Origin of the sequence: Perspicuibacillus lycopersici (assembly GCF_025660475.1) — a bacterium.
GTDB lineage: Bacteria > Bacillota > Bacilli > Bacillales > Caldibacillaceae > Perspicuibacillus > Perspicuibacillus lycopersici.
In genome coordinates this window covers 578,723-597,985 of the sequence record NZ_JAOUSF010000003.1, presented here as the reverse complement: position 1 = coordinate 597,985, position 19,263 = coordinate 578,723, and the positions used below count along the sequence as shown (strand labels likewise).

Sequence of the window (19,263 nt, the reverse complement as noted above, 5' to 3'; positions counted from 1 at the left end):
TGGGGTGTTCGAATTGGAAAACGTATCAAAATACCGTAGTGGTCCACCACGGTTCGGGAAAAAACCTTACAAAGATAGTTGGGATCCGTCGGTGAAAACAACGAAACTCACATCAGATGAATTAGAGCAGCTACGTAACGGCAAACCAGTGGATGAAATATTGAAGGAGCGTGAGCAAGTGGATAAATCAAAAGCAAAAATCGCCCATTTTGAGAAAAATGTATCCAACGAGACTACTAATATTAAAAAAGCATTAACAAGCGAAAATGAGCCCAAAACAATCGAAATTGATACATCAAATACAAAGTACGAAACGAGATATTTAAATATTGATTATAAGCAAAGATTTGAAGAGTTATCTGCAAGTCATGAAAAGCTAGTGTATGAAGCCAAAGAGGCAGAGGAAAAGGTTGCTGCATTAGAACCGGAAGTAAATAACCTCAAACGAGAAGTTATAGATGCACATAAGCAGCTGGCTGGTTGGCAAGAGCGATTTGACCTGATGGAAGAAAACTTTAATGCTGCTCTTATTGATAAAGAACACGCAATAAATGAAACGGTATTTTTAGAAAATCAGTTAAGCAATGCCAGAAAAGAAATTCTTCGTTTAAACGAAGAAGTAAGCGCACTGAAAACCGAAGTAAAACCACTTAGAGAGTTTGCCTTTCTCAAACTGTCGAGGGATGTGAACAGTGCATGAATGTCGTGATTGTTGATGATCGTCCTGCTTGGATGCAAAAAGAAGATAGAGAGATGGCGTGTTTTTCACGCTGTCCTCTATACCGAAAATGTTCATCACGACATGGCTTCGAATGTAAAAGATTAGGCGGAGATAAAATCGCAAAAGTGGGGAAGTGAATTTTGATGGGATCCTCGTTAAGAAAACTAAAGCGTCAAATGAATCGGAAAAACAATATCGATCCGTTTGAATTTGGTGAGACAGTTTATAAAAAAGGATACGACGAGGGAGCAAGTGCTCAACGAGAGGCGGATGTTAAGCAGCTGGCGAAGGTGCTAGAGAAATTGGAGAAGGTTCCTGGTATAGGCGAAAAAACGGCGGATAAAGTACGGTTGTATTTTTTAGATAAGTTTGCGAAGTAGAAAGATATTGCGAAGTAAAAAAAGGATTTTGATTTAGCAATGCCTTAAATTAAAAGGAGGATATTAATGCTAACTAAAAGGGAAATCGAAAACTTGAAGAAATATTCATTTTTAGAATCAGGTCATCTGGCAAAGGTATATGAAACTGTTGATGGTAAGTTCAATGTTTGTCCTATTAAGTCCCCAAGGCATCATAGGGGCGACAAAATGATTAGTTGTGAACGTTTGTTAGCACAATTTGATACAAGAGAGGAAGCCGAAAAAGCTTTGATTGATATATGTGGCTACTCAAAAAGCTTTGTCGAATCTTTGAGATGATTATTACGCAATACGAACCAACTGCAAAGTAAGGGAGGAAAATAAATATGACATTGAAAGATATGAAAATATTCATTCCTGAAATACCAAAGGAGTGGACAAAGAGAACACGATCTGGACACACAAATATTTGGAATGATGATTTTTACAATACCGGATTACCAAAAGTTGAACTAGCTCCACCACAACGTGGCTTATATGCAGAACGCTTTGAAGATGGTTGGTATTGGGTGTGCGGATGTAGTAAGTGCTTAGAAAATGGCGAAAAGTGGTCTTATATCGTATGCGAAGAACATGATCGTTGCATTACTTGTGGAACTCATAGGAAAGACCTTACTGATATTCCTTGGGGACATCCAGACGGTTTTCAATGCAAACCTTGTCGTACAAAAGAGCATGAGGAACGTAAACAAGAAGCTTTACGATTAGCAAAAGAAAATGGTCATAATGAATGGGATTGTTTTCGTGAAGATAAAATTATCTGTCCAGCGTGTGCTTCGGAATGTTCTAGTGATGACATGTATGAATCTGAGGAACACGAAATAACTTGCCATGTTTGTGATACAGAATTTGTTGTTGAAATTGAGTACAAGCTACTATACACATCAGTTTTAAAAAAGTAATGCCATTTTGAAAAAAGTGTAGAAGAAAGGAGTTATTGCAATCGTGTTTCTCTATGATCCAAGAACGAATTTATCTACCCCTACTACTTATAAAGAATTGATTGGTTTAACAGGAAAAAAGCTTGGAAAAGTGACAGGATATAAAGCTGGAAGTATGCCGGTTGTTATGGTGGATTCGAAAACGTTGGAGATTATAGACGAGTTTCGTTCTGCAAGGGAAGCTGGACGAAAATGTAATTATAGCTATCAAGCAATTTTAGACCGGAGTAAGAATAAATATCCTTACAAAAATGAACCGTATGTGTTTATGTTCGAGAAAGATTATATAGAGCAATATGGAGCGTTAGAAATTTCATAAAAAAGCCAGGATCACTCCCGGCCATAATATACCGACAATTCCATTATAGCATGGGAGTGTTCCTGATGAAAACAGACGTAGAAAAAATGACAGCTGAAATTGATTTGACTGAAAACTCTTTGTATATCGTAAAGGATGGAAAAGTAACAAAAGTCCCAGCTATCCAGCATGGTGAAGATAAAATCGTTTGGAAAAATGGTGATGTTTTAGATTGGGTAAGAAGTGAAAGGGTGAGAGTTTAAATGGAAGACGATAAATATATTCTAATAGATTTGGAACAAACATTAGGTACTGGTGAAGTTCATTTTTGGAATCAAAATAGATTTGGTTATACAAAAATCCCTGGCGTAGCTGGGAAATTTGAGGTTAAAGAAGCAGCTACAATTGTTAGTAATGATCTTGATAATAATACAGTGGCTGTTCCAGTCAAGCAATTCAATACGATTCTTGAGAAGTATGGGGAAGTGATGAATTGACCGAGGTAGTAGAACTCAATTTTAATCTAGGTTTATGTGCTGTATGCAATAAGAATCCCGCAACACAGTTCTGCGATTACATCACTGAATATACCAATAATTTAATATTTGTAAGGGATTTTAAAACATTCAGCAAGGTAAATCGCAGAGGAGAACAATATGAAACTTGTGATTTACCAATGTGTAAAGATTGTGGATTCGAAATATCAAAGGACCATGATTTATGTCCACATCATTACAGTTTACATCTACAAAGAGAGTTACCAAATCCATTTCATCAAAAGCGCAGAACCCAAGCTAAAGGTTATTTAGCGGGTTTGGAAATTCAAGCTACATTTAAAAGATAGCGAAAAACTGTTCATTAATGAACCAAATATGAAGTAAGAGGAGAGTTGCAAAAATGAAAAAACCAAGAAAACGAGGAATAGAAAAAGCACAAAAAGAAATGGATAGATATGAGAATTGGAAGGAACATGTTGAAGCAGTTGGCGGAACTTTAATCAAATGTAAAGATGGTAAAGTTCGAGGGATTTTAAGGGGTGATTAATACACATTCCGAATCTAAAACTTAATAAAAAGTCCTTACGGAAGAACCGACGGACATCATTCTTTAGAGTAGCTTTACAGCTGCTTTAGAGCGTGGTGTCCTTTTTTATTTGCACAAAGGAGCTGAGAATATGAATCAATCATTAAATGATCAATTAAGAGAATGGTTGAAACAGCATCCAGAATTAACACCTAAGAAACCACCAACTATAAAAGAACAAGTAAAAGAATGGAAACAACAAGCCCGCGAGATTAAGGAGCACAGCAAGAAGAAAAAGAAACGAGATTTTGAGCAGAAACAGGGCAATTTCGAGAGCTTATCAGAATCAGATATTAAGTATCTCATGGGGTTATATCGACCAACGTACTCGAGAAAAAAAGGCGGAGCATTTAAACAACGATAGGAGGGATTCATAATGAATTGGGCAGATGAAATGATTTTAGAATATCAAGAGGGTAAAAGAGGATTAAAAAATCTAAAGAACCGGTTGAATTATGAGGACCCAAAAAATCGTGAGGATATGAAGCAAATTAACAGTATGATTGGAGATATGGATTTTGTGATTGAGTGGTTGGAAACTGGAAGGCAACCAGGTATGCGAAGAGGTGTAGATAAGAGAAGCACCTACCAAATCAAATACTTAGAAAATATGGATTTGATACCCGATATTTCGGAACAATTGAACGAAGAACGAAAACCGTTGTATTTATCAGATTCACAAAAGAGAATATTGTTAAACATTTTTTCCTCATTTTCGTTAAGGGAAAGACAATGTTATATTTTGTATACTGCACAAGGATTGAGCATGGCTGAAATTGCAGAAGAATTAGGGTTGAAGAAACGAACAGTTCAGCAATACATTGAACGCGCTAGAAAGAAAGTCAAAGAAAGAATGTCATGACGTACGAAAAGACGTACGAAGTTGGTATTGTTGAGTAGGAGTAATTTTATTACTCTATAAGAAATTTTTTACGAAGGTTTTTTATCTCCCTTTGTCGAAATGAGTAGATAAAGGGGGTGAATTTAATGGGAGTAAAAATAAGTGGTTTGGATGAATTTGATAAGTTTTTAAATGATTTACAGAAAAAAGCTAACGAGGCAAGTGGTGAAGTAAGTTTTCCTGAATTGTTTAATGATGATTTTATGAGAACTTACACTAAGTTAAATGACATCGAAGAGTTCTTCAATAAAAGCCCTTTTAAAATAGAGACCCAAGAGGACTTTGAAAATTTGGATGAAATTGAATTAAACAAATATGTTAAAGAGGTTACTAGTTTTTTAAGTTGGGAAGAAATGAAAGAAGAAGCTGGAACCTTATACATGAAGAAAAAATTAGGGTTTTAAAAACAAGCATCCTTCCTGGATGCTTTTTCTTTTGCTCCAAAACAACACAAATACTGCGGAGGTGGACGGTGATGTGATGTGGCTAGACCTAGAAATCCAAAACGAGAAGAAGCATTCGAAATATGGAAAAATAGCGATGGGAAGAAGAAATTAAAAGATATTGCTGGAGAATTAGAATTGTCCGATTCCCAAATTCGAAAATGGAAAAATGAAGATCAGTGGGATAAAAAATTAAAAAGTAACGTTACTAATTCGAAAAGTAACGTTACGAAACGAACACGGGGCGCACCTAAAGGAAATCAGAATGCAATTGGCAATGAAGGCGGAGCTCCTAAAGGAAATCAAAATGCAGTAACACATGGACTATTCTCAAAATACATCCCACCGGAAACTTTAGAATTGATGGGCATGTTAGAAGAAAAGAATCCTGCTGATTTAATTTGGGATCAAATCATGATTCAATATGCAGCGATCATTCGTGCTCAAAAAATCATGTTTGTAACTGATAAATACGAAATGATTAAGGAACTGAAAAAGGAAAAACAAAGCTCGTCCCAGTCTGGTAGTAGCTGGGAAGAAGAACACGAATTCCAATTTGCATGGGACCGACAAGCGACATTCTTGAATGCACAATCAAGAGCTATGTCAGAATTACGTAGTTTAATTAAACAGTTTAATGACCTAGCTCACGAAAATGATGAGCGCAGATTGAAACTTGAACAAATGAGCTTAAATATCGAAAAGACTAAAGCAGAAGTTAAAACACTTAGCAAGACCGAGGATAAAGGTCCTCTCAAAATTATCGTTGATTATGGTGATGAAGAATGACAGTAACAGCGGTAAAAGTTCAATTCAATCGCCATTTTAAAGAGATTAACCAATCACAAAAGCGGTACCGTGTGCTTAAAGGAAGTGCTGGATCTGGTAAATCCGTAAATATTGCACAGGATTTTATCATTAAGCTAAGTGATGAAAGATATAAAGGTGCCAATCTCCTTTGTGTACGTAAAGTTAACGAAACGAATAGAAACAGTACTTACGCAGAATTAACGGGAGCTATTAATAAAATATACGGTGCAAGAGCAGAAGAATTTTGGGAAATTCGACAGTCTCCCCTCACATTAAGGAGCCGCGTTACTGGTAACGAGGTTATTTTTCGTGGAGTGAATGATGCACGTGATCGTGAGAAATTAAAATCCATTACCTTCGCTCATGGGAAATTAACTTGGATATGGATTGAAGAAGCAACTGAGCTCCAAGAATCAGACGTTGATATCCTTGATGACCGTTTACGTGGGGAATTAGACAATCCGAATCTTTATTACCAAATTACGTTCACATTTAACCCAGTGTCAGCAACGCATTGGATTAAACGAAAATACTTCGATATTGTTAATCCGGATATCTTAACGCACCATTCGACTTATTTACAAAATAGGTTTATTGATAAAGCATATCACCGTCGGATGATGTTACGTAAGGAACAGGATCCAGAAGGATATGAAGTGTATGGTTTAGGTAACTGGGGCGAAATTGGAGGAGTTATCCTTAAAAATTATAAGGTTATGGAATTCGATACGTCATTCCATATGTTTGATTCGAAACATTACGCACAAGACTTTGGATTTAATCACGCGAATGCCATTTTGGAAGTCGGTGTAAAAGACGGAGATTTCTATGTTTGTGACGAAATTTACGTGCATGAGAAAGATACAAGTGAAATAATTGAGATAGCGAACAGACGAGGCTTAGACAAGTATTTAACCATGTACTGTGATTCTGCTGAGCCTGACCGTATTCAAATGTGGAACAATGCCGGTTATCGTGCTGTTGCCGTAGAAAAAGAGCCAGGAAGCGTGCAAGCGCAAATAGATTATTTAAAGCAAAGAATGATCTATATCCATCCGAATTGTGTAAATACCATAAAGGAAATACAACAGTGGTCCTGGAAGAAAGACAAAAAGACAGGTTTATATCTTGATGAGCCAGTGACAGTGTTTGACGATGCAATGGCTGCTCTTCGTTATTCAACGGAACCATTAAGAAAACCAGAATTAAATTGGTCTAGCGAGCGACCAAGAGGTTGGTGATAAACATGATAAAAAACGTTATATGTGATCGATGCAATAAAACTTTTGTTGTAACCAAGACAAGGAAGAAATTTTTTAAAGACGGGGATAAAGGTACCGTTGTATTTCACTATTTCGAGTGTCCCTTTTGTAAGGAACGGTATTCGTTCCATATAGAAAGTGATGAAATCAAACGATTAGTGAAAAAGCAAAAACGATTGAGAAATAAAATACCTGGCACAATTGATGAAAAACAGCTTGATAAGATCTACAAAGAAATGGATGATTTGAAAAACAAAATTAAGGCAATGAACGCAGAATATAAAGCTTTATTTAAGTTAGATAAAAGGTAGGTGAATCATTTGATACCGAGCAAAGTGAAAGTGGCTGGAATTGAATATCAAATAATTAAGAAGCCTTATGTGAAAATAGGTGAAGACAGAAATTATCGTGGGAAGTGTGATAGCAATTTAGGAAAAATCGAATTGGCAGAAGGGATGGGGCCAGATATAGAGGAGCAAATATTTGTCCATGAATTAGTTCATGCTTGCTTAGATCAGGCTGGTTATGATGAACATGATGAGGATCTAGTTAATAGGTTAGGTATTGTATTACATCAGGTTTTAAAAGATAACAAGTTAACTTTTTAAAGTTAAAAGTGCACTTATCAAATGAGATAAATGCACTTACAATCATTATTTACTTTTCAGTTCTAACACCTTTAAACTTCCCACCAGAAGTTTTTTGATCCATGAACTGACCATTTGATGTATTTCTTTTTATATAGTTACCGTTTGGACCTTTTAGTTGGCTACGACCTTTAACTGCACCATCACGATGGTTTTTCCCTGTATTACCTGCCATTGGACATACCTCCTTTCTTCATTGATAAATATAATACGAAAGTACTAGAACAAGAGATTCACTGAGAATAAAAAAACTATTTATGGGGGTGAACACATGACCATCCAATATGTAAAACAGAAATTCCCGCCTCCTCCTTTTGATGATCAGCTGGAAAATATTCTATATTTCCGGGAATTGTACGAAGGAAATCACGAAAATATTTTCGATATTACCTCTCTCAATCAGGACGCGATTGCAACGAAAAAAGAGTTGCGAAAGGTTCCGTATTATTCAAGACCAAGAGTTGAACAGAAAGTTAAAGCGTTAGAGTCAAATATTCGGTATGTCGTAGTCAATTTTTCTGCAGTTATCGCAGAGTTGCCAGCTGATTTAATCAATCGATCGCTAGGTAATATTTCCGCAGATACCGAAAATGACAATCAGCTGCTCGAATTTGTGGAGGCTGTTTCTAAAACATCCAAAATAAATCAAAATATCTGGTCAGCCGTGGTACAACATCAAGTGGATGGTGGTGTTGCTTATCGTATACGTCGCGATGCAAAAGGAACGTGGTTTGAATGGAAGCCAGCCGACCTCTACTTAGAACATGAAGATGGCTTAGGAGCAGACATCACTTGGAAAGAAAAGCGTGAGAAAAAAGAATATTTGCGTGTTGAACGTCAACGGATAGAAGGAGACAAGTTGTTTATTAAGCAGCTTGTTTTTTTAATTGATGGCGATACCGTAAAAGAAGAATTAGAAATCCGTGAATATGCTGCCCAATACAAATTGATTATTCCAGATGATCAAGTACTAGACGGTGTAAACGAACTCATGTGTGGATTTGTTCCGAATGATGAAACATTGCTAGTGCCTCGAGGGCGTTCAGCATTACGGAATGTTGATAAGATTCAAGAGGAAATTAACTGGACGATTACTCGTGACTCCATCGTTTTTGAGAAGCACGGCAAACCGAAATTAGCAATTCCTAGTGGACTATGGGATAGCGTGGCGAATAAGAACCATTCACACTATGGATCCCGTTTTGTACGAAATGCCGATCTCGAAGTCGTATCTTACGACGAAAAAAACGGTGCTGTTCCAATGTATATCGTTTGGGACGCAAAAACAGAGCAATCTTTTGAGCACGTAAAGCGATTAATCGAATACATGATGTCTGTTTCTAAAACGTCTCCTCAAGCTGCAGGTGTGAAGGACGGCAAAGGCGAATCAGCAATCGCATTGTTGTATTTATGGATCCAATCAGTTATTAAAGCCGAGGCTATCAAAGATAAATTTGATACGGCCATAAAAGAAGCGATTCGAAAATGCACCATTCTTGAAAATGCGCTTGGCGGTACCAATTTCGAAATTAAGGATCCGGTGGTTGAGTGGGCGGATATGCTGCCAAAAGCTGATTCTGAGAAAGATGATGAAGAAAGCACCAAGTATGAACGTGGTGTACAATCACTTGAAACAACGGTACGGAATCTTCATCCAGACTGGAGCGAGGATGCAATACAAGCTGAGGTTGATAAGATTTTGGAGGAAAAAGCTGTAAATAGTATGAATCCTACTTATACGCAACCGCCAAAAGCAAATGTCAATGATGAGGACGATGATGACGAATGATGGAGCTCATCAAGAAGTTTTTGGCACTGTTCTCCAAGGCTTCTAACAATATCATCAACAGAATTCGTAATATGACCAATCCCAATGAAGAAAATGAGATACTACAGCAAGTTGTTGAGATTCTAAACAAACTTGTGGAGAAATCCTCTAAACTTCTGCCAAGTATCATCAAAAAATCTTATAAAAATGGTTCAGAAGAAGCGATAAAGTCTTTATTGAACCAAGGGTTTTCCGATGGAGAAATCATCAAACCTATCAAATCTATTGTTCATCAAGATGCCATTCAAGCGATCATCAACGAAGCTTTTTATTCCATTCTCGAAGCAACAGACAATATGAGTGAGGACGTGAAAGGGCGGATTCGTGAGGTTGTTAAGACTGCTAACGAAAATGTTCTCCAAGGAATTAGTAGGAAGAGAGCCGTCCAAGACGCTGCTAAACTTCTAACGGAAAAAGATATTACTGGAATCGTAGACGCAGCTGGCAGACGGTGGCCAATTGATAAGTATATGGCAAACGTCATTCAGTACCATCAACGGAAAGCGCATGTTGAGGGATCAATTAATCGAATGATTGAAAATGACTTAGACTTGGTATATGTCAATTTTGTTGGCGTTACGTGTGAAAGGTGCGCACAGTATCAAGGTCGTGTCTATTCGTTGAGCGGGAAAGATAAGCGATTCCCTAAACTCGATGTAAGGCCGCCATATCATAGCCATTGTGTTCACAGTGTTTCAGCGTGGGTTGAGGACTATATGGACGAGGAAGAGATTCAGCAAGCGATAAAAGAATCTAACCGTCCTTTCACTGATAACCGAACAGAAGAGAACATTCGAGAGTACGAACGAATCCAACGAGAGAAATCAAAGCAAAACGAGACTCGCAAGCAATGGATAAGATACAAACAAAGGTTGCCTAATGATACTCCAGATTTAAAGATTTTTGCTAGTTTAAAAGCCAGGAATACTAAATCTTTTCAAGATTTACAGAACGACTATAGAAAAGTTGGGATGTACATTAAGGCAAAAGAAGATATTTTAGGAGGAAAATATCCTTTACGTGTTAATCCAAATAAGCAAAAAAGGCATATTGAAGGGACGTCAGAGTATCAAGATTATGTAAAAAAACTGGAGAAAAGGCAATTAAAACCTAGTATACTTAAGGTAGATGCAAATCAATTGGTGAAACAATATCATGGAACTGGACGTATAATAGTCACCAGTTCAAATCAACCTCCAAAGGAAGCTATAAAAGCAGATTATGTTGTAGGAATTTATTTTGATTCCACTATACAGCAATACATCCCTACAAAATCGGCAATGATAGTTTATTCTCGTACTGGAATCCATGTCTATCCGAAAGAAGATGATCTATATTGATGCTTGAAAAATTAAACTCGTTGAAAGGTAAAAAAGTTGAAATATTACTTAAAGAGGGTCGCCCCATTAGATGTATTCCTAAACAATATCTCGAAGAAGAGTACGAATCCTATTTGGTGGAACTTTTCGAAGAATCTGCAGGATTTCAAAAAGGAACATTAATGGAGTTAGAAGAGGAACAAATAAAAGAAATTCGTCCATTTTAAAAGTCACACGTTTGTGAAAAAACGTTGTGGCTTTTTGTTTTGCTTGAAAAATTTGCGAAGGAGCGGAGATATATGCCTGTAACTGGTGTTGTTAAACAATTCAGGGACGGTAAAGTAGTTGAATGCTCTTGAGGAAAGCAATGTTTGGAAGCTCATAATGGTCAACTTCCTGCTAAAAGGACGAAGAAGTATGGTTCAAATAAATATGAAATTGCCTTTTCACGTGCTGTAGGCGTTAAAGAACATCACGGAAAAATAAGAGCGACGGCTCTAAAACGGGAGGAAAGACATGAAAAAAATGATTTTAAAAATTCGTTTGTTGATTATTTCTATTTGGCTACTCTTTGCCGTTAAAAAAGAGGATAAGAAAATATTTAAACCTACTCGCCGATTAAATTTGCAATTCTTTGCGGATCCAGCTGATCCGCCAGCAGGTGGCGATCCACAAGACCCATCACCAGAGGATAAGAAATTTTCCCAGGACGAAGTAAACAAAATAGTCCAAGATAGATTATCTCGGGCGGAGAAAAAGGCGCAAAAAGAATTAGCGAAATCGATGGGATTTGAATCGGTAGAGGAAATGCAAGCAGCACTCAATAAGGACAAGGATAAGGACAAAAAACAAGACAAAGATAAAGATCCAGTCGATATTGAGAAGCTGCTAGAAGAAAAGCTGAAAGATGAGCGTCAAAAAACATTTAAAAGATTAGTAACATCCGAGGTTAAAGTGTTGGCGAATGAACTCGGGTTTGCAGATTGGGAAGATGCTTTGGCTCTTGCTGATTTATCCGAAGTAAAAGAGGATGAAAAAGGTAATATCGCAGGAGTGAAAGAAGCTCTCGAAGCGTTGGCAAAGAAAAAGCCGCACTTGTTAAAACAACAAAGTTCTAATGGAGTATTTGGCGCAGCCATCCCAAACAATGGCGGTGGGCAAGGTACTCAAAAGAACTTAGAAGAAATCAAAAAGATGGCTCAAAGCCGAGGAGTTACTCAAACACAAGCCTATAACCCATGGGCTTAAATCTAAAGGAGGAATAATTCATGCGTTTACAGCCAGTACAATTATTTGAAATGCAAGATCATTATGAAATTCTAGCAAGCTATGAAGTTATTCGTGAGGTTACAAATGGAATAACAATCGATGCTTCTACAGTTGCTGCAGTTGACGGAAAGAAAATCGTAAAAAAAGGAATGCCGATGGGTAAGTTATCCAATGGGAAATATGCTCCTTATAACCCAGACGGCACAGATGGTAGCCAAAACCCTACAGTTATCCTAAAACACACTTATGATGTTACTGATGGTGATGTTGTTGCAGCAGGATATGAAGTTGCGAAGGTTATTTCTGAGCGTATTCCAGTAGAAGTAGATGATACACTCAAAGGCAAAATGCCACAAATTATATTTGCTTAAATAAAAGCTATGTCAGTTGATGATGTAGCTTTTTTAATTACTTTAAAATTCGAAAGGATGATTTAAATGCCAGTAGAACTTTTATCATTAGAACAAGCATTATCGGGTGAAGAATTATTAGTTTATTCCCGTAATTTAGCAACACCGCAAACGTTTTTACATGAATTACTATTTCCTGCTCGCGAAACTTCTGAATTAACAGTGGATGTAGTTCGCGAAGGTTCCCGTCTCCCAGTAATGGCGCAAATTGCTGAATTAGGAACAGAAGTTGAATACGGTAGCCGCGAAGGGATGTCTGGTCAACGGATCAGTATCCCAAAAATCCAACGTGGACGTGCAATGGATGAAAAATTAGTACGTTTATTGCTCCAAGCTTCAAATGGTGGTTTACGTGCTGCCGAGATTTCTGAATTACGTCGTACGCAATTTGATGATGCAACATACGCTATTGACGCTATTAAAGCTAGAAAAGAGTGGATTGCCCTACAAGCTATTTCTACTGGTAAGGTAGCTTATACAGAAAGTGGAGTCCAATTCACGGTTGATTTTGGCTATACAGAAGACCAAAGACCAGTATTAAGTGGTACTGACAAATGGAGTGACACTGTTAACTCTAATCCAATTGACGATATACAGACTTGGTCAGGAAAGATGGCTGACAAAGGGATTGGATTAACTAGAGCTTTAGCTTCTCGACAAATCATTTCTTACTTATTGCAAAACTTAAACATTCGTCGTCAGTATTTTGGTAATCCAAGTGGATCCGCACAACCGCCTCAATTGAATCAAGCTCAATTGAATGAAGTGTTCGCTTCTCTTGGTCTACCGAAGATAGCGCAATATGACACACAAGCAAGGATAGAAAATAAAGCATTAGTGAATGGAAAATTGTCATTTAGTACAATTCGTATGGCTCCACAAGATCGTTTCATTATGCTTCCAGATGGTCCATTAGGTCACTATTTATGGGCTGAAACCACCGAAGAAATGATGAGTGACATTCAAGCAGAAAAAACAGATTCTAACGGTATTTTCGTCTTCCGCAAAATAAATGAACATCCAGTTCGCGTGGAAACTATCGGTGTGAACCTAGCATTCCCTTCGTTTGGATTTAATGATTCTGTAGTTTCTGCTAGTGTACTATAATATCAAGGGCGCCTTTATAGGTGCCTTTTTATAATCGAAAGGGTGATAAAAATGGACTTAAAAGTAAAAGGCCATGTTAAGCATAACGGAAAATGGTACAAACCTGGGCAAGAACTAAAAAAAATAAAGAACGAAGACGGTAACCGATTAGTGGATTTAGATGCTGCAGAAGAAATTGGTAAGTCAGAAGAACCAAAAGTAACGGAGTAGGTGATTGCGTTGCCTACAGTAGAAGATATAAATGCTTGGATCCAGGGAAATGTACTCGATACTAAGTCATGGGAAGATGCTAGTCGTAAAGAAGTAGCGCTAGTGCAAGCAGAACGAAATCTTAAACGCTGGTATCCAAATGCAGAATTGACTAACGAAATCATTAGTTACCAAGTCATTTGGGAGCTTCAAGGATTGGATCCCGTTCTTAAATACGGTAAACAAGGAATTAAAGCTATCAGTGAAGGGCAAGACCGCATTGATTATCTCGAACGTGACAAAGTTGCTCCAGAGGTGCGCGAAATTTTGGGTGTTCCTTTATATGAACTAGAAGAAATTGAGTCACCGGTCATTCTCGAAGGCGGTATCTTGTTATGAGTATATTCGGTTATCCTGCTGATATCATCCATAAATCAGCGATTTTGGATGAATGGAATCGTGTGACTGACTATAATTCAATACCTAAAAAAGCAAAAGTAGTCGAAGAACAAAAACTCATCAAAAATGATAAAGGCGAGGATGTTATCTCCATTGCTGAAATCCATCTTGAAGGAATACAAGACATTAAAACACAGGATTACTTTTTGTACACCAATGCTTTAGGCAAAGAAATTCGATACGACATCAAACATATCGAAATAAAAAAGAATATCGGTACCGACGATGTAAAGAAGGTAATTATCTATGGCTAAAGAGATATTTTCCATCGAGGGAATTGAAATCCTTTCGAAAAAGCTCGATAATCTTGAAAAAGAGATGGAAAAGCGGATTGATAAAGTATTAATTAAACTTGCACTGAAAGTCATTGCCGATGCGAAACGGTTAGCTCCCCTAGATTCAGGGGATTTAGAAGCAGCGTTAGTTGTAAGTGACGTAAAAAAAGAACTAAAGAGGAGATATATCGATTTTGGAACTAGTCCTGAAGTGGACCATTATGCTACTGTTCAGCATGAAGGCTTTCGCAAGACCAAAGACGGTAAAGTTATTTACATGTCGCCTGGCAATAAAACAGAGAGTAAGCCACACTATAAAGGATACGAACCCGGCAAAAAGTATTTAGAAAATGCCATTACATTGAACGAGCGATTAATCATTACAGAATTGAGAAAAGCACTCGCTTTTTGAGGTGAGTATTTATGACAGGAAAAGAATTAATTGAATATTTGAAGGGAAATGGATTTAAGGTTTTTCCAGATCCAAACGTTATGCCCGATGTTGAAGAGTCGCAATTGCCGGCTCTTTTTGTTTTTGGTACTGGAGGAAGAGAATCGGATGATGATTTGCCAATTGATTATCCCACATTCCAAATTATCGTGAAGGGCAAGAATTACAAATCCGATGTTACACAAATGGAAAAGACGGAGCAACTAGCAAAAAGTCTTATCAAATTGCTAGATAAAAAGATTGGTTATGTAATTGGCAACAACTACATCTACCACAGCAAAGCTATGCAATCGAATCCAATTCCTATTGGAATAGATACGTTGGATAGACCAGTATTTTCCACCAATTTTCGATTTAAGTTACAAGAAGGGAGATAGTTAAATGACAGTAAATGTTATCAACGTACCAATTGGACCTGCGATAGTAGAGGTTGGCGAAGAGAATCCAACCGTATTTGATATAACAAAGGGCGGTATTGTATTCGCGGCTAATTTTACAAAGCAAGATATCACGGTAGATCAATTTGGTGATACACCAGTTAAAGCTATTTTAAAGGGGGGTACTTGCCAATTAACAGTACCTTTTGCATTAAGCGATTTGAAAAAACTTAGTACTGTTACACCTGGAAGCAAATATCAAGAGGATGCTACGGATCCTGAAAATGTAAAAAAACGATTAAATGTATATGCGAAGGCCGGATATGATCTTTTGAAAGATGCAAAAAAAGTAGTGGTTAAACCGACTACTCCAGGAACTACACCTAACGACTACATCACGATTCCTTTAGGTGCACCATTACCTGAAATTAGCTGGACGTACAACTCGGACAATGAACGTGTAGCCAATATTGTATTTGCAGGTTATCCCGATACAGAAGGACTATTGTACTTCCTAGGAGATGAGGCGGTAATCTTTCCCAGTGAGTAAGGGGCATTTTATATCTTTATATCAATTTGTCCCCTGGTGGAAAAATTAAGGAGGGATAGAAATGTCTGGTATTTCTTATCGTGACCAATATATGTTAACCGATAAAGAGGGATATTTAATCCCTCAATATTGGGATGAAGATGCAGGTACCTATAGACCGTTAACCGATCCCAATAAAGGAAATTTTTTAAAAGAAACGAAAACTGAATCTGATGCAGTTGAGGGTGTACTAACATTCGAAGCAAATATTAATTACATTGAAATTTTAAACCGTGATGAAGAAAATGACGGGGTATTCACCGTAAATGGAATAGAAATTTATGTTCCTTCTGGTAAACCATTTTCTAAAACAGGTATCTTAGGTACGGTTGGTAAAACTGTGACTATCACTGGGTCTACGTCATATGTCGTAAATCAGTATGTGTAAGGAGTTTAATTATGGGCTACACAAACGATGGCAACCAAATTATACGAATTGATAATAACAAGGCATTGAAGGAAAAAATCGAGATACTTACCACGCAACAAAATAAAAAATCCGTGGTATTAGAGCATGGCGTGTCGGTGATTGATGCGGATGTTAATGGTCCGCTAGATTTAGAGATTTATGGTAGGACGTTAGTTAGTTTAGGAAATAGCATATTAGAACAAACGAAGAAATTTGTATTAGGGCAGAGAGGATATAAAGTAAAATTCATTGACGGTACTTTGTATAGCGAGGTTACCAAGTTCCAGCCACCTAGTTTAAATACCGTAGCTAATTTTATTGGAAAAGTACTAGGTAGCACTATTGAAAATCCTCATATACTTAAAAATAGGGGTTCTTCCACAACTTTGATTACACCCACAGATACTTCAGCGGTTGAATATGGATATGGTGCAATTCAATCAATTGATGGGACTACAATTGAAGCAAGTGGAAACGTAAATGGGGCTATTGCACAACAACTAATTTCTTTTAATATCATAGCAGAAATCGAAAGAAAAATAGGTACTGTACCGAAAAGTACGACCCTTGAAAAAATTCAATGGGTACAAGATAATGTGGAAAGGATAATTTTGTCTTGGTATGGATTTGGTTCCAGTCCTAATGGCAACAAGGCAAATTTAAAGTCTTTTAGAGTGGACAACAATTCTTGGCATAACTATACGCCAAGTCATACAAATTCTAATACAACACGTTTAGGGTATCCTATAGTTAACAGTGATTTAAGACTATTTATTAGCACGGACGGGTTCATAAATTTCTTAGCTTACGCTGAGCCTTCAGATGGTACTACACCTTCTGCCATTAACACAGACTATGTAGAACTACAAATCGAATTAAAACCAACTTGTGAATTTTACCGTCCATCCATTATTCGTGTGGCGAATTTTGAAGGGAAACAAAGATTAAGCACAATAGAAAATCCACATATGGCAAAAAATGCACCAAGCGGGACAACAGAATTATCCACACCTTCTTCTACGGCTTTAATCGAACAAGACGGGACTGGATATAAACAAATAAGCAGTCCTGATAGTCAATATTTAACTGTCCAGAGAACTGGTGTAGGTGATATTGCGCAAACTGTATTTTCATTTAATATTATTGAGGAAATAGAAAGACAAATAGGAAAAATACCAAAGGTAACATTGGTCGAAAAGATCCAATGGGCAAAAGAAAACACAGCAAGGGTAACATGTATTTGGGATGGGTATGGCAGAAGTGCTGGAGGATTTAAAGCTACTTTAGCAGCTTACAACTTTGACTATTCTTCATGGGATGGATTAATACAACATACAAATTCATCAGTTTATACTCTCTCAAGGGGGTTAAATATTTCATCAATATCTCGTGTTGATTCTAATGGCTTCGTCCATTTTATAGCCTATGCTGAACCATCTGATGGTGTGACTCCTTCTACAATATATACCGATTATGTAGAGTTAGAAATTGAATTAAAACCGAATGATGACCTTTACCATCCGAAAGTACCTCTCTATGAAGTGCTAGATGATGAATACACCAAAATATTAGTTGAATGGGATGAAAATGAAGTAATCAAACGTTATCCATCTGTTCAAGGTATGCAGCACCTACAAAATCCTTATGTAATGGTCGAAGGGGAAAACTTGATACCTCCATTTACCGATTCAAGATGGTCGGTACATGGGAACGCTAAACTTATCAGCCCGTATGAGATTGAGTTAAATCCAACTTCTCTTTACAATGTATCATTATTAAAACTCCCAATGATAAAAAATAGGACTTACTATTTTGATAAGGGAGATACCACAGAAGGGTCTCAATTTAGAATAGAAATTAAAGATTCTAGTGGTAATAATCTATTAGTCATTGGTAGCAGTTCCTACTTTACAGTACCAAGTAACGCATACGAGATGCTTATGAAGTTTCAAAATAATATAAGCGGACAGTCTTTTATTGGAAGGAATCCTATGCTCACAATAGGTGACCAACCAAAACCATTTGTACCTTACAATCCATCATATCTGTATGCTACAACAAAACTGGGGCAAATTGGAGCATACAAAGATGTACTATTTAAAGAAGATGGAAAGTGGAAGGTTCAAAAGTACATTGAAAAGAATAATGAACTAGATGGTACTTTGGAATGGTATCTAAATGTAGATTACAATGGATTCAAACGATTTGCTGTATCAAACTATTCCTCTGCTAGCTCAAACAATAGCAAGTCAAGAGTTATTGATTATAAAGGCAGAAGTTTAATAATGAATCCAAATGTTGATGCGGTAGATTCATTTTATCTACAAACTTCGAATGGATATTTGTATGTTACAGCTCTTGATAGTGAGACTGGTTTCCCTGAATCAGGCTACTCACCTTCAACAAGCGATATTCAACGTTACTTTAACGGTTGGAAATACGTAGACGGTCAAACATGGCAATCCGTTACTGGAAACGGACAAACAGCTACAGCGCAGCAAGCACTTGTTACCAAGCCGACAGACTATGTACCTTATAAACTATCATATGTTTTAGCTAATCCAGTAGTTGAGGAAGTACAAGTTGAAGGAGATTTGACGGTCAATGGTTTAACTCAAGTGGAAGTGGGTAGTGGGGTAGTTGTAAGGGAGAAGGTTACACCGGTGCTTTATAGTGGTAACTATTTTATCAACGAGAAAAACTTAGCCCAATCAATGTTGAAAAATAGGTTAATGAAATTCTTAAAAGTGTTTAAAGGACAAGTTGATGATACACCGAATTGGACATTTGGTCCTACCAACGCAAACGGTGCCGAAAAGGGTACATTAGTAGAATCAAAATTTGATTCGACAGCTGAATACACAGTAACCTATCTTGTGTTAGACCGCGACTCATTCACTGTCAACGCAACAGAAGTAAAAGCATTCTATGACTCGTCATTAAAATCAGTAATTGATAGTTTGGTAGTAGAACAGGCAGACACCAAAACTGAACAAACCATTTTATCAAAACAAATCTACGACATGCTTGTAAGATTAAAAGCACTGGAGGGATAG

The 19,263-nt window shown here is 37.2% G+C and carries 31 protein-coding genes; 30 read left to right on the top strand and 1 reads right to left on the bottom strand.

Features of this window, described 5'->3' with window-relative positions; all coding sequences use genetic code 11:
* The first annotated feature begins 13 nt into the window (after positions 1 to 13).
* The 16 genes from OEV98_RS11110 to OEV98_RS11035 all read left to right on the top strand — a co-directional run bounded on the left by OEV98_RS11110 (position 14) and on the right by OEV98_RS11035 (position 7,486).
* The gene (locus OEV98_RS11110; protein ID WP_263073348.1) at positions 14 to 700 is read left to right on the top strand and encodes a hypothetical protein; all 687 of its coding nucleotides are present in this window, start codon (positions 14 to 16) and stop codon (positions 698 to 700) included.
* Positions 701 to 864: 164 nt separating this feature from the next.
* Positions 865 to 1,101, top strand: a complete 237-nt coding sequence (locus OEV98_RS11105) for a hypothetical protein (protein WP_263073347.1) — start codon at positions 865 to 867, stop codon at positions 1,099 to 1,101.
* A 66-nt stretch (positions 1,102 to 1,167) separates the two neighbouring features.
* Positions 1,168 to 1,419 (top strand): hypothetical protein, encoded by a 252-nt coding sequence (locus OEV98_RS11100; protein WP_263073346.1) that lies wholly within the window; start codon positions 1,168 to 1,170, stop codon positions 1,417 to 1,419.
* 47 nt (positions 1,420 to 1,466) lie between these two features.
* Positions 1,467 to 2,042 (top strand): hypothetical protein, encoded by a 576-nt coding sequence (locus tag OEV98_RS11095; protein ID WP_263073345.1) that lies wholly within the window; start codon positions 1,467 to 1,469, stop codon positions 2,040 to 2,042.
* A 43-nt stretch (positions 2,043 to 2,085) separates the two neighbouring features.
* Positions 2,086 to 2,400, top strand: a complete 315-nt coding sequence (locus OEV98_RS11090) for a hypothetical protein (RefSeq protein WP_263073344.1) — start codon at positions 2,086 to 2,088, stop codon at positions 2,398 to 2,400.
* Positions 2,401 to 2,465: 65 nt separating this feature from the next.
* A complete protein-coding gene (locus OEV98_RS11085; RefSeq protein WP_263073343.1) occupies positions 2,466 to 2,642 on the top strand; it encodes a DUF3954 domain-containing protein in 177 nt (58 codons plus the stop codon).
* Positions 2,643 to 2,876 (top strand): hypothetical protein, encoded by a 234-nt coding sequence (locus OEV98_RS11080; RefSeq protein WP_263073342.1) that lies wholly within the window; start codon positions 2,643 to 2,645, stop codon positions 2,874 to 2,876.
* On the top strand, positions 2,873 to 3,223 hold the full coding sequence (locus tag OEV98_RS11075) for a hypothetical protein (RefSeq protein WP_263073340.1): 351 nt from the start codon (positions 2,873 to 2,875) through the stop codon (positions 3,221 to 3,223). The genes OEV98_RS11080 and OEV98_RS11075 overlap by 4 nt, the downstream gene beginning before the upstream one ends.
* Before the next feature lie 53 nt (positions 3,224 to 3,276).
* Complete coding sequence (locus OEV98_RS11070; protein WP_263073339.1) at positions 3,277 to 3,423, top strand: hypothetical protein; 147 nt, start codon at positions 3,277 to 3,279, stop codon at positions 3,421 to 3,423.
* A 130-nt stretch (positions 3,424 to 3,553) separates the two neighbouring features.
* Positions 3,554 to 3,826 (top strand): hypothetical protein, encoded by a 273-nt coding sequence (locus OEV98_RS11065; protein WP_263073338.1) that lies wholly within the window; start codon positions 3,554 to 3,556, stop codon positions 3,824 to 3,826.
* 12 nt (positions 3,827 to 3,838) lie between these two features.
* On the top strand, positions 3,839 to 4,324 hold the full coding sequence (locus OEV98_RS11060; protein WP_263073337.1) for a sigma-70 family RNA polymerase sigma factor: 486 nt from the start codon (positions 3,839 to 3,841) through the stop codon (positions 4,322 to 4,324).
* Between the two features lie 125 nt (positions 4,325 to 4,449).
* Positions 4,450 to 4,767: a hypothetical protein gene (locus OEV98_RS11055; RefSeq protein ID WP_263073336.1), complete on the top strand. Its 318-nt coding sequence runs from the start codon at positions 4,450 to 4,452 to the stop codon at positions 4,765 to 4,767.
* A gap of 78 nt (positions 4,768 to 4,845) precedes the next feature.
* On the top strand, positions 4,846 to 5,595 hold the full coding sequence (gene terS, locus OEV98_RS11050) for a phage terminase small subunit (RefSeq protein WP_263073335.1): 750 nt from the start codon (positions 4,846 to 4,848) through the stop codon (positions 5,593 to 5,595).
* The gene (locus OEV98_RS11045; protein ID WP_263073334.1) at positions 5,592 to 6,857 is read left to right on the top strand and encodes a PBSX family phage terminase large subunit; all 1,266 of its coding nucleotides are present in this window, start codon (positions 5,592 to 5,594) and stop codon (positions 6,855 to 6,857) included. The genes terS and OEV98_RS11045 overlap by 4 nt, the downstream gene beginning before the upstream one ends.
* 5 nt (positions 6,858 to 6,862) lie before the next feature.
* A complete protein-coding gene (locus OEV98_RS11040; RefSeq protein ID WP_263073332.1) occupies positions 6,863 to 7,189 on the top strand; it encodes a hypothetical protein in 327 nt (108 codons plus the stop codon).
* Positions 7,190 to 7,198: 9 nt separating this feature from the next.
* A complete protein-coding gene (locus OEV98_RS11035) occupies positions 7,199 to 7,486 on the top strand; it encodes an ImmA/IrrE family metallo-endopeptidase (RefSeq protein ID WP_263073331.1) in 288 nt (95 codons plus the stop codon).
* Between the two features lie 49 nt (positions 7,487 to 7,535).
* Here the strand turns inward: OEV98_RS11035 and OEV98_RS11030 are convergent, their stop codons facing one another.
* The gene (locus OEV98_RS11030; RefSeq protein ID WP_263073330.1) at positions 7,536 to 7,700 is read right to left on the bottom strand and encodes a hypothetical protein; all 165 of its coding nucleotides are present in this window, start codon (positions 7,698 to 7,700) and stop codon (positions 7,536 to 7,538) included.
* Between the two features lie 96 nt (positions 7,701 to 7,796).
* Here OEV98_RS11030 and OEV98_RS11025 point away from each other — a divergent pair, with 96 nt between their 5' ends.
* From OEV98_RS11025 to OEV98_RS10960, 14 genes are all read left to right on the top strand, one after another.
* Complete coding sequence (locus OEV98_RS11025) at positions 7,797 to 9,314, top strand: phage portal protein (protein ID WP_263073329.1); 1,518 nt, start codon at positions 7,797 to 7,799, stop codon at positions 9,312 to 9,314.
* Entirely contained in the window at positions 9,311 to 10,693 is a 1,383-nt protein-coding gene (locus tag OEV98_RS11020; RefSeq protein ID WP_263073328.1) for a phage minor capsid protein, read from the top strand. The genes OEV98_RS11025 and OEV98_RS11020 overlap by 4 nt, the downstream gene beginning before the upstream one ends.
* On the top strand, positions 10,693 to 10,899 hold the full coding sequence (locus OEV98_RS11015) for a hypothetical protein (RefSeq protein WP_263073327.1): 207 nt from the start codon (positions 10,693 to 10,695) through the stop codon (positions 10,897 to 10,899). Before OEV98_RS11020 ends, OEV98_RS11015 begins: the two co-directional genes overlap by 1 nt.
* Before the next feature lie 289 nt (positions 10,900 to 11,188).
* On the top strand, positions 11,189 to 11,920 hold the full coding sequence (locus OEV98_RS11010) for a scaffolding protein (protein WP_263073326.1): 732 nt from the start codon (positions 11,189 to 11,191) through the stop codon (positions 11,918 to 11,920).
* A 20-nt stretch (positions 11,921 to 11,940) separates the two neighbouring features.
* On the top strand, positions 11,941 to 12,312 hold the full coding sequence (locus tag OEV98_RS11005) for a head decoration protein (protein ID WP_263073325.1): 372 nt from the start codon (positions 11,941 to 11,943) through the stop codon (positions 12,310 to 12,312).
* Between the two features lie 66 nt (positions 12,313 to 12,378).
* Entirely contained in the window at positions 12,379 to 13,458 is a 1,080-nt protein-coding gene (locus tag OEV98_RS11000) for a major capsid protein (protein ID WP_263073324.1), read from the top strand.
* 51 nt (positions 13,459 to 13,509) lie between these two features.
* Entirely contained in the window at positions 13,510 to 13,668 is a 159-nt protein-coding gene (locus OEV98_RS10995) for a DUF7210 family protein (protein WP_263073323.1), read from the top strand.
* 9 nt (positions 13,669 to 13,677) lie between these two features.
* The gene (locus tag OEV98_RS10990) at positions 13,678 to 14,046 is read left to right on the top strand and encodes a hypothetical protein (protein WP_263073322.1); all 369 of its coding nucleotides are present in this window, start codon (positions 13,678 to 13,680) and stop codon (positions 14,044 to 14,046) included.
* The gene (locus OEV98_RS10985) at positions 14,043 to 14,360 is read left to right on the top strand and encodes a hypothetical protein (protein WP_263073321.1); all 318 of its coding nucleotides are present in this window, start codon (positions 14,043 to 14,045) and stop codon (positions 14,358 to 14,360) included. The genes OEV98_RS10990 and OEV98_RS10985 overlap by 4 nt, the downstream gene beginning before the upstream one ends.
* Positions 14,353 to 14,793 (top strand): HK97 gp10 family phage protein, encoded by a 441-nt coding sequence (locus OEV98_RS10980; protein WP_263073320.1) that lies wholly within the window; start codon positions 14,353 to 14,355, stop codon positions 14,791 to 14,793. The genes OEV98_RS10985 and OEV98_RS10980 overlap by 8 nt, the downstream gene beginning before the upstream one ends.
* A gap of 11 nt (positions 14,794 to 14,804) precedes the next feature.
* A complete protein-coding gene (locus OEV98_RS10975) occupies positions 14,805 to 15,209 on the top strand; it encodes a minor capsid protein (RefSeq protein ID WP_263073319.1) in 405 nt (134 codons plus the stop codon).
* 4 nt (positions 15,210 to 15,213) lie between these two features.
* Positions 15,214 to 15,759, top strand: a complete 546-nt coding sequence (locus OEV98_RS10970; protein WP_263073318.1) for a hypothetical protein — start codon at positions 15,214 to 15,216, stop codon at positions 15,757 to 15,759.
* Between the two features lie 61 nt (positions 15,760 to 15,820).
* Positions 15,821 to 16,186 (top strand): hypothetical protein, encoded by a 366-nt coding sequence (locus OEV98_RS10965; protein ID WP_263073317.1) that lies wholly within the window; start codon positions 15,821 to 15,823, stop codon positions 16,184 to 16,186.
* A gap of 11 nt (positions 16,187 to 16,197) precedes the next feature.
* Complete coding sequence (locus OEV98_RS10960; RefSeq protein ID WP_263073316.1) at positions 16,198 to 19,263, top strand: hypothetical protein; 3,066 nt, start codon at positions 16,198 to 16,200, stop codon at positions 19,261 to 19,263.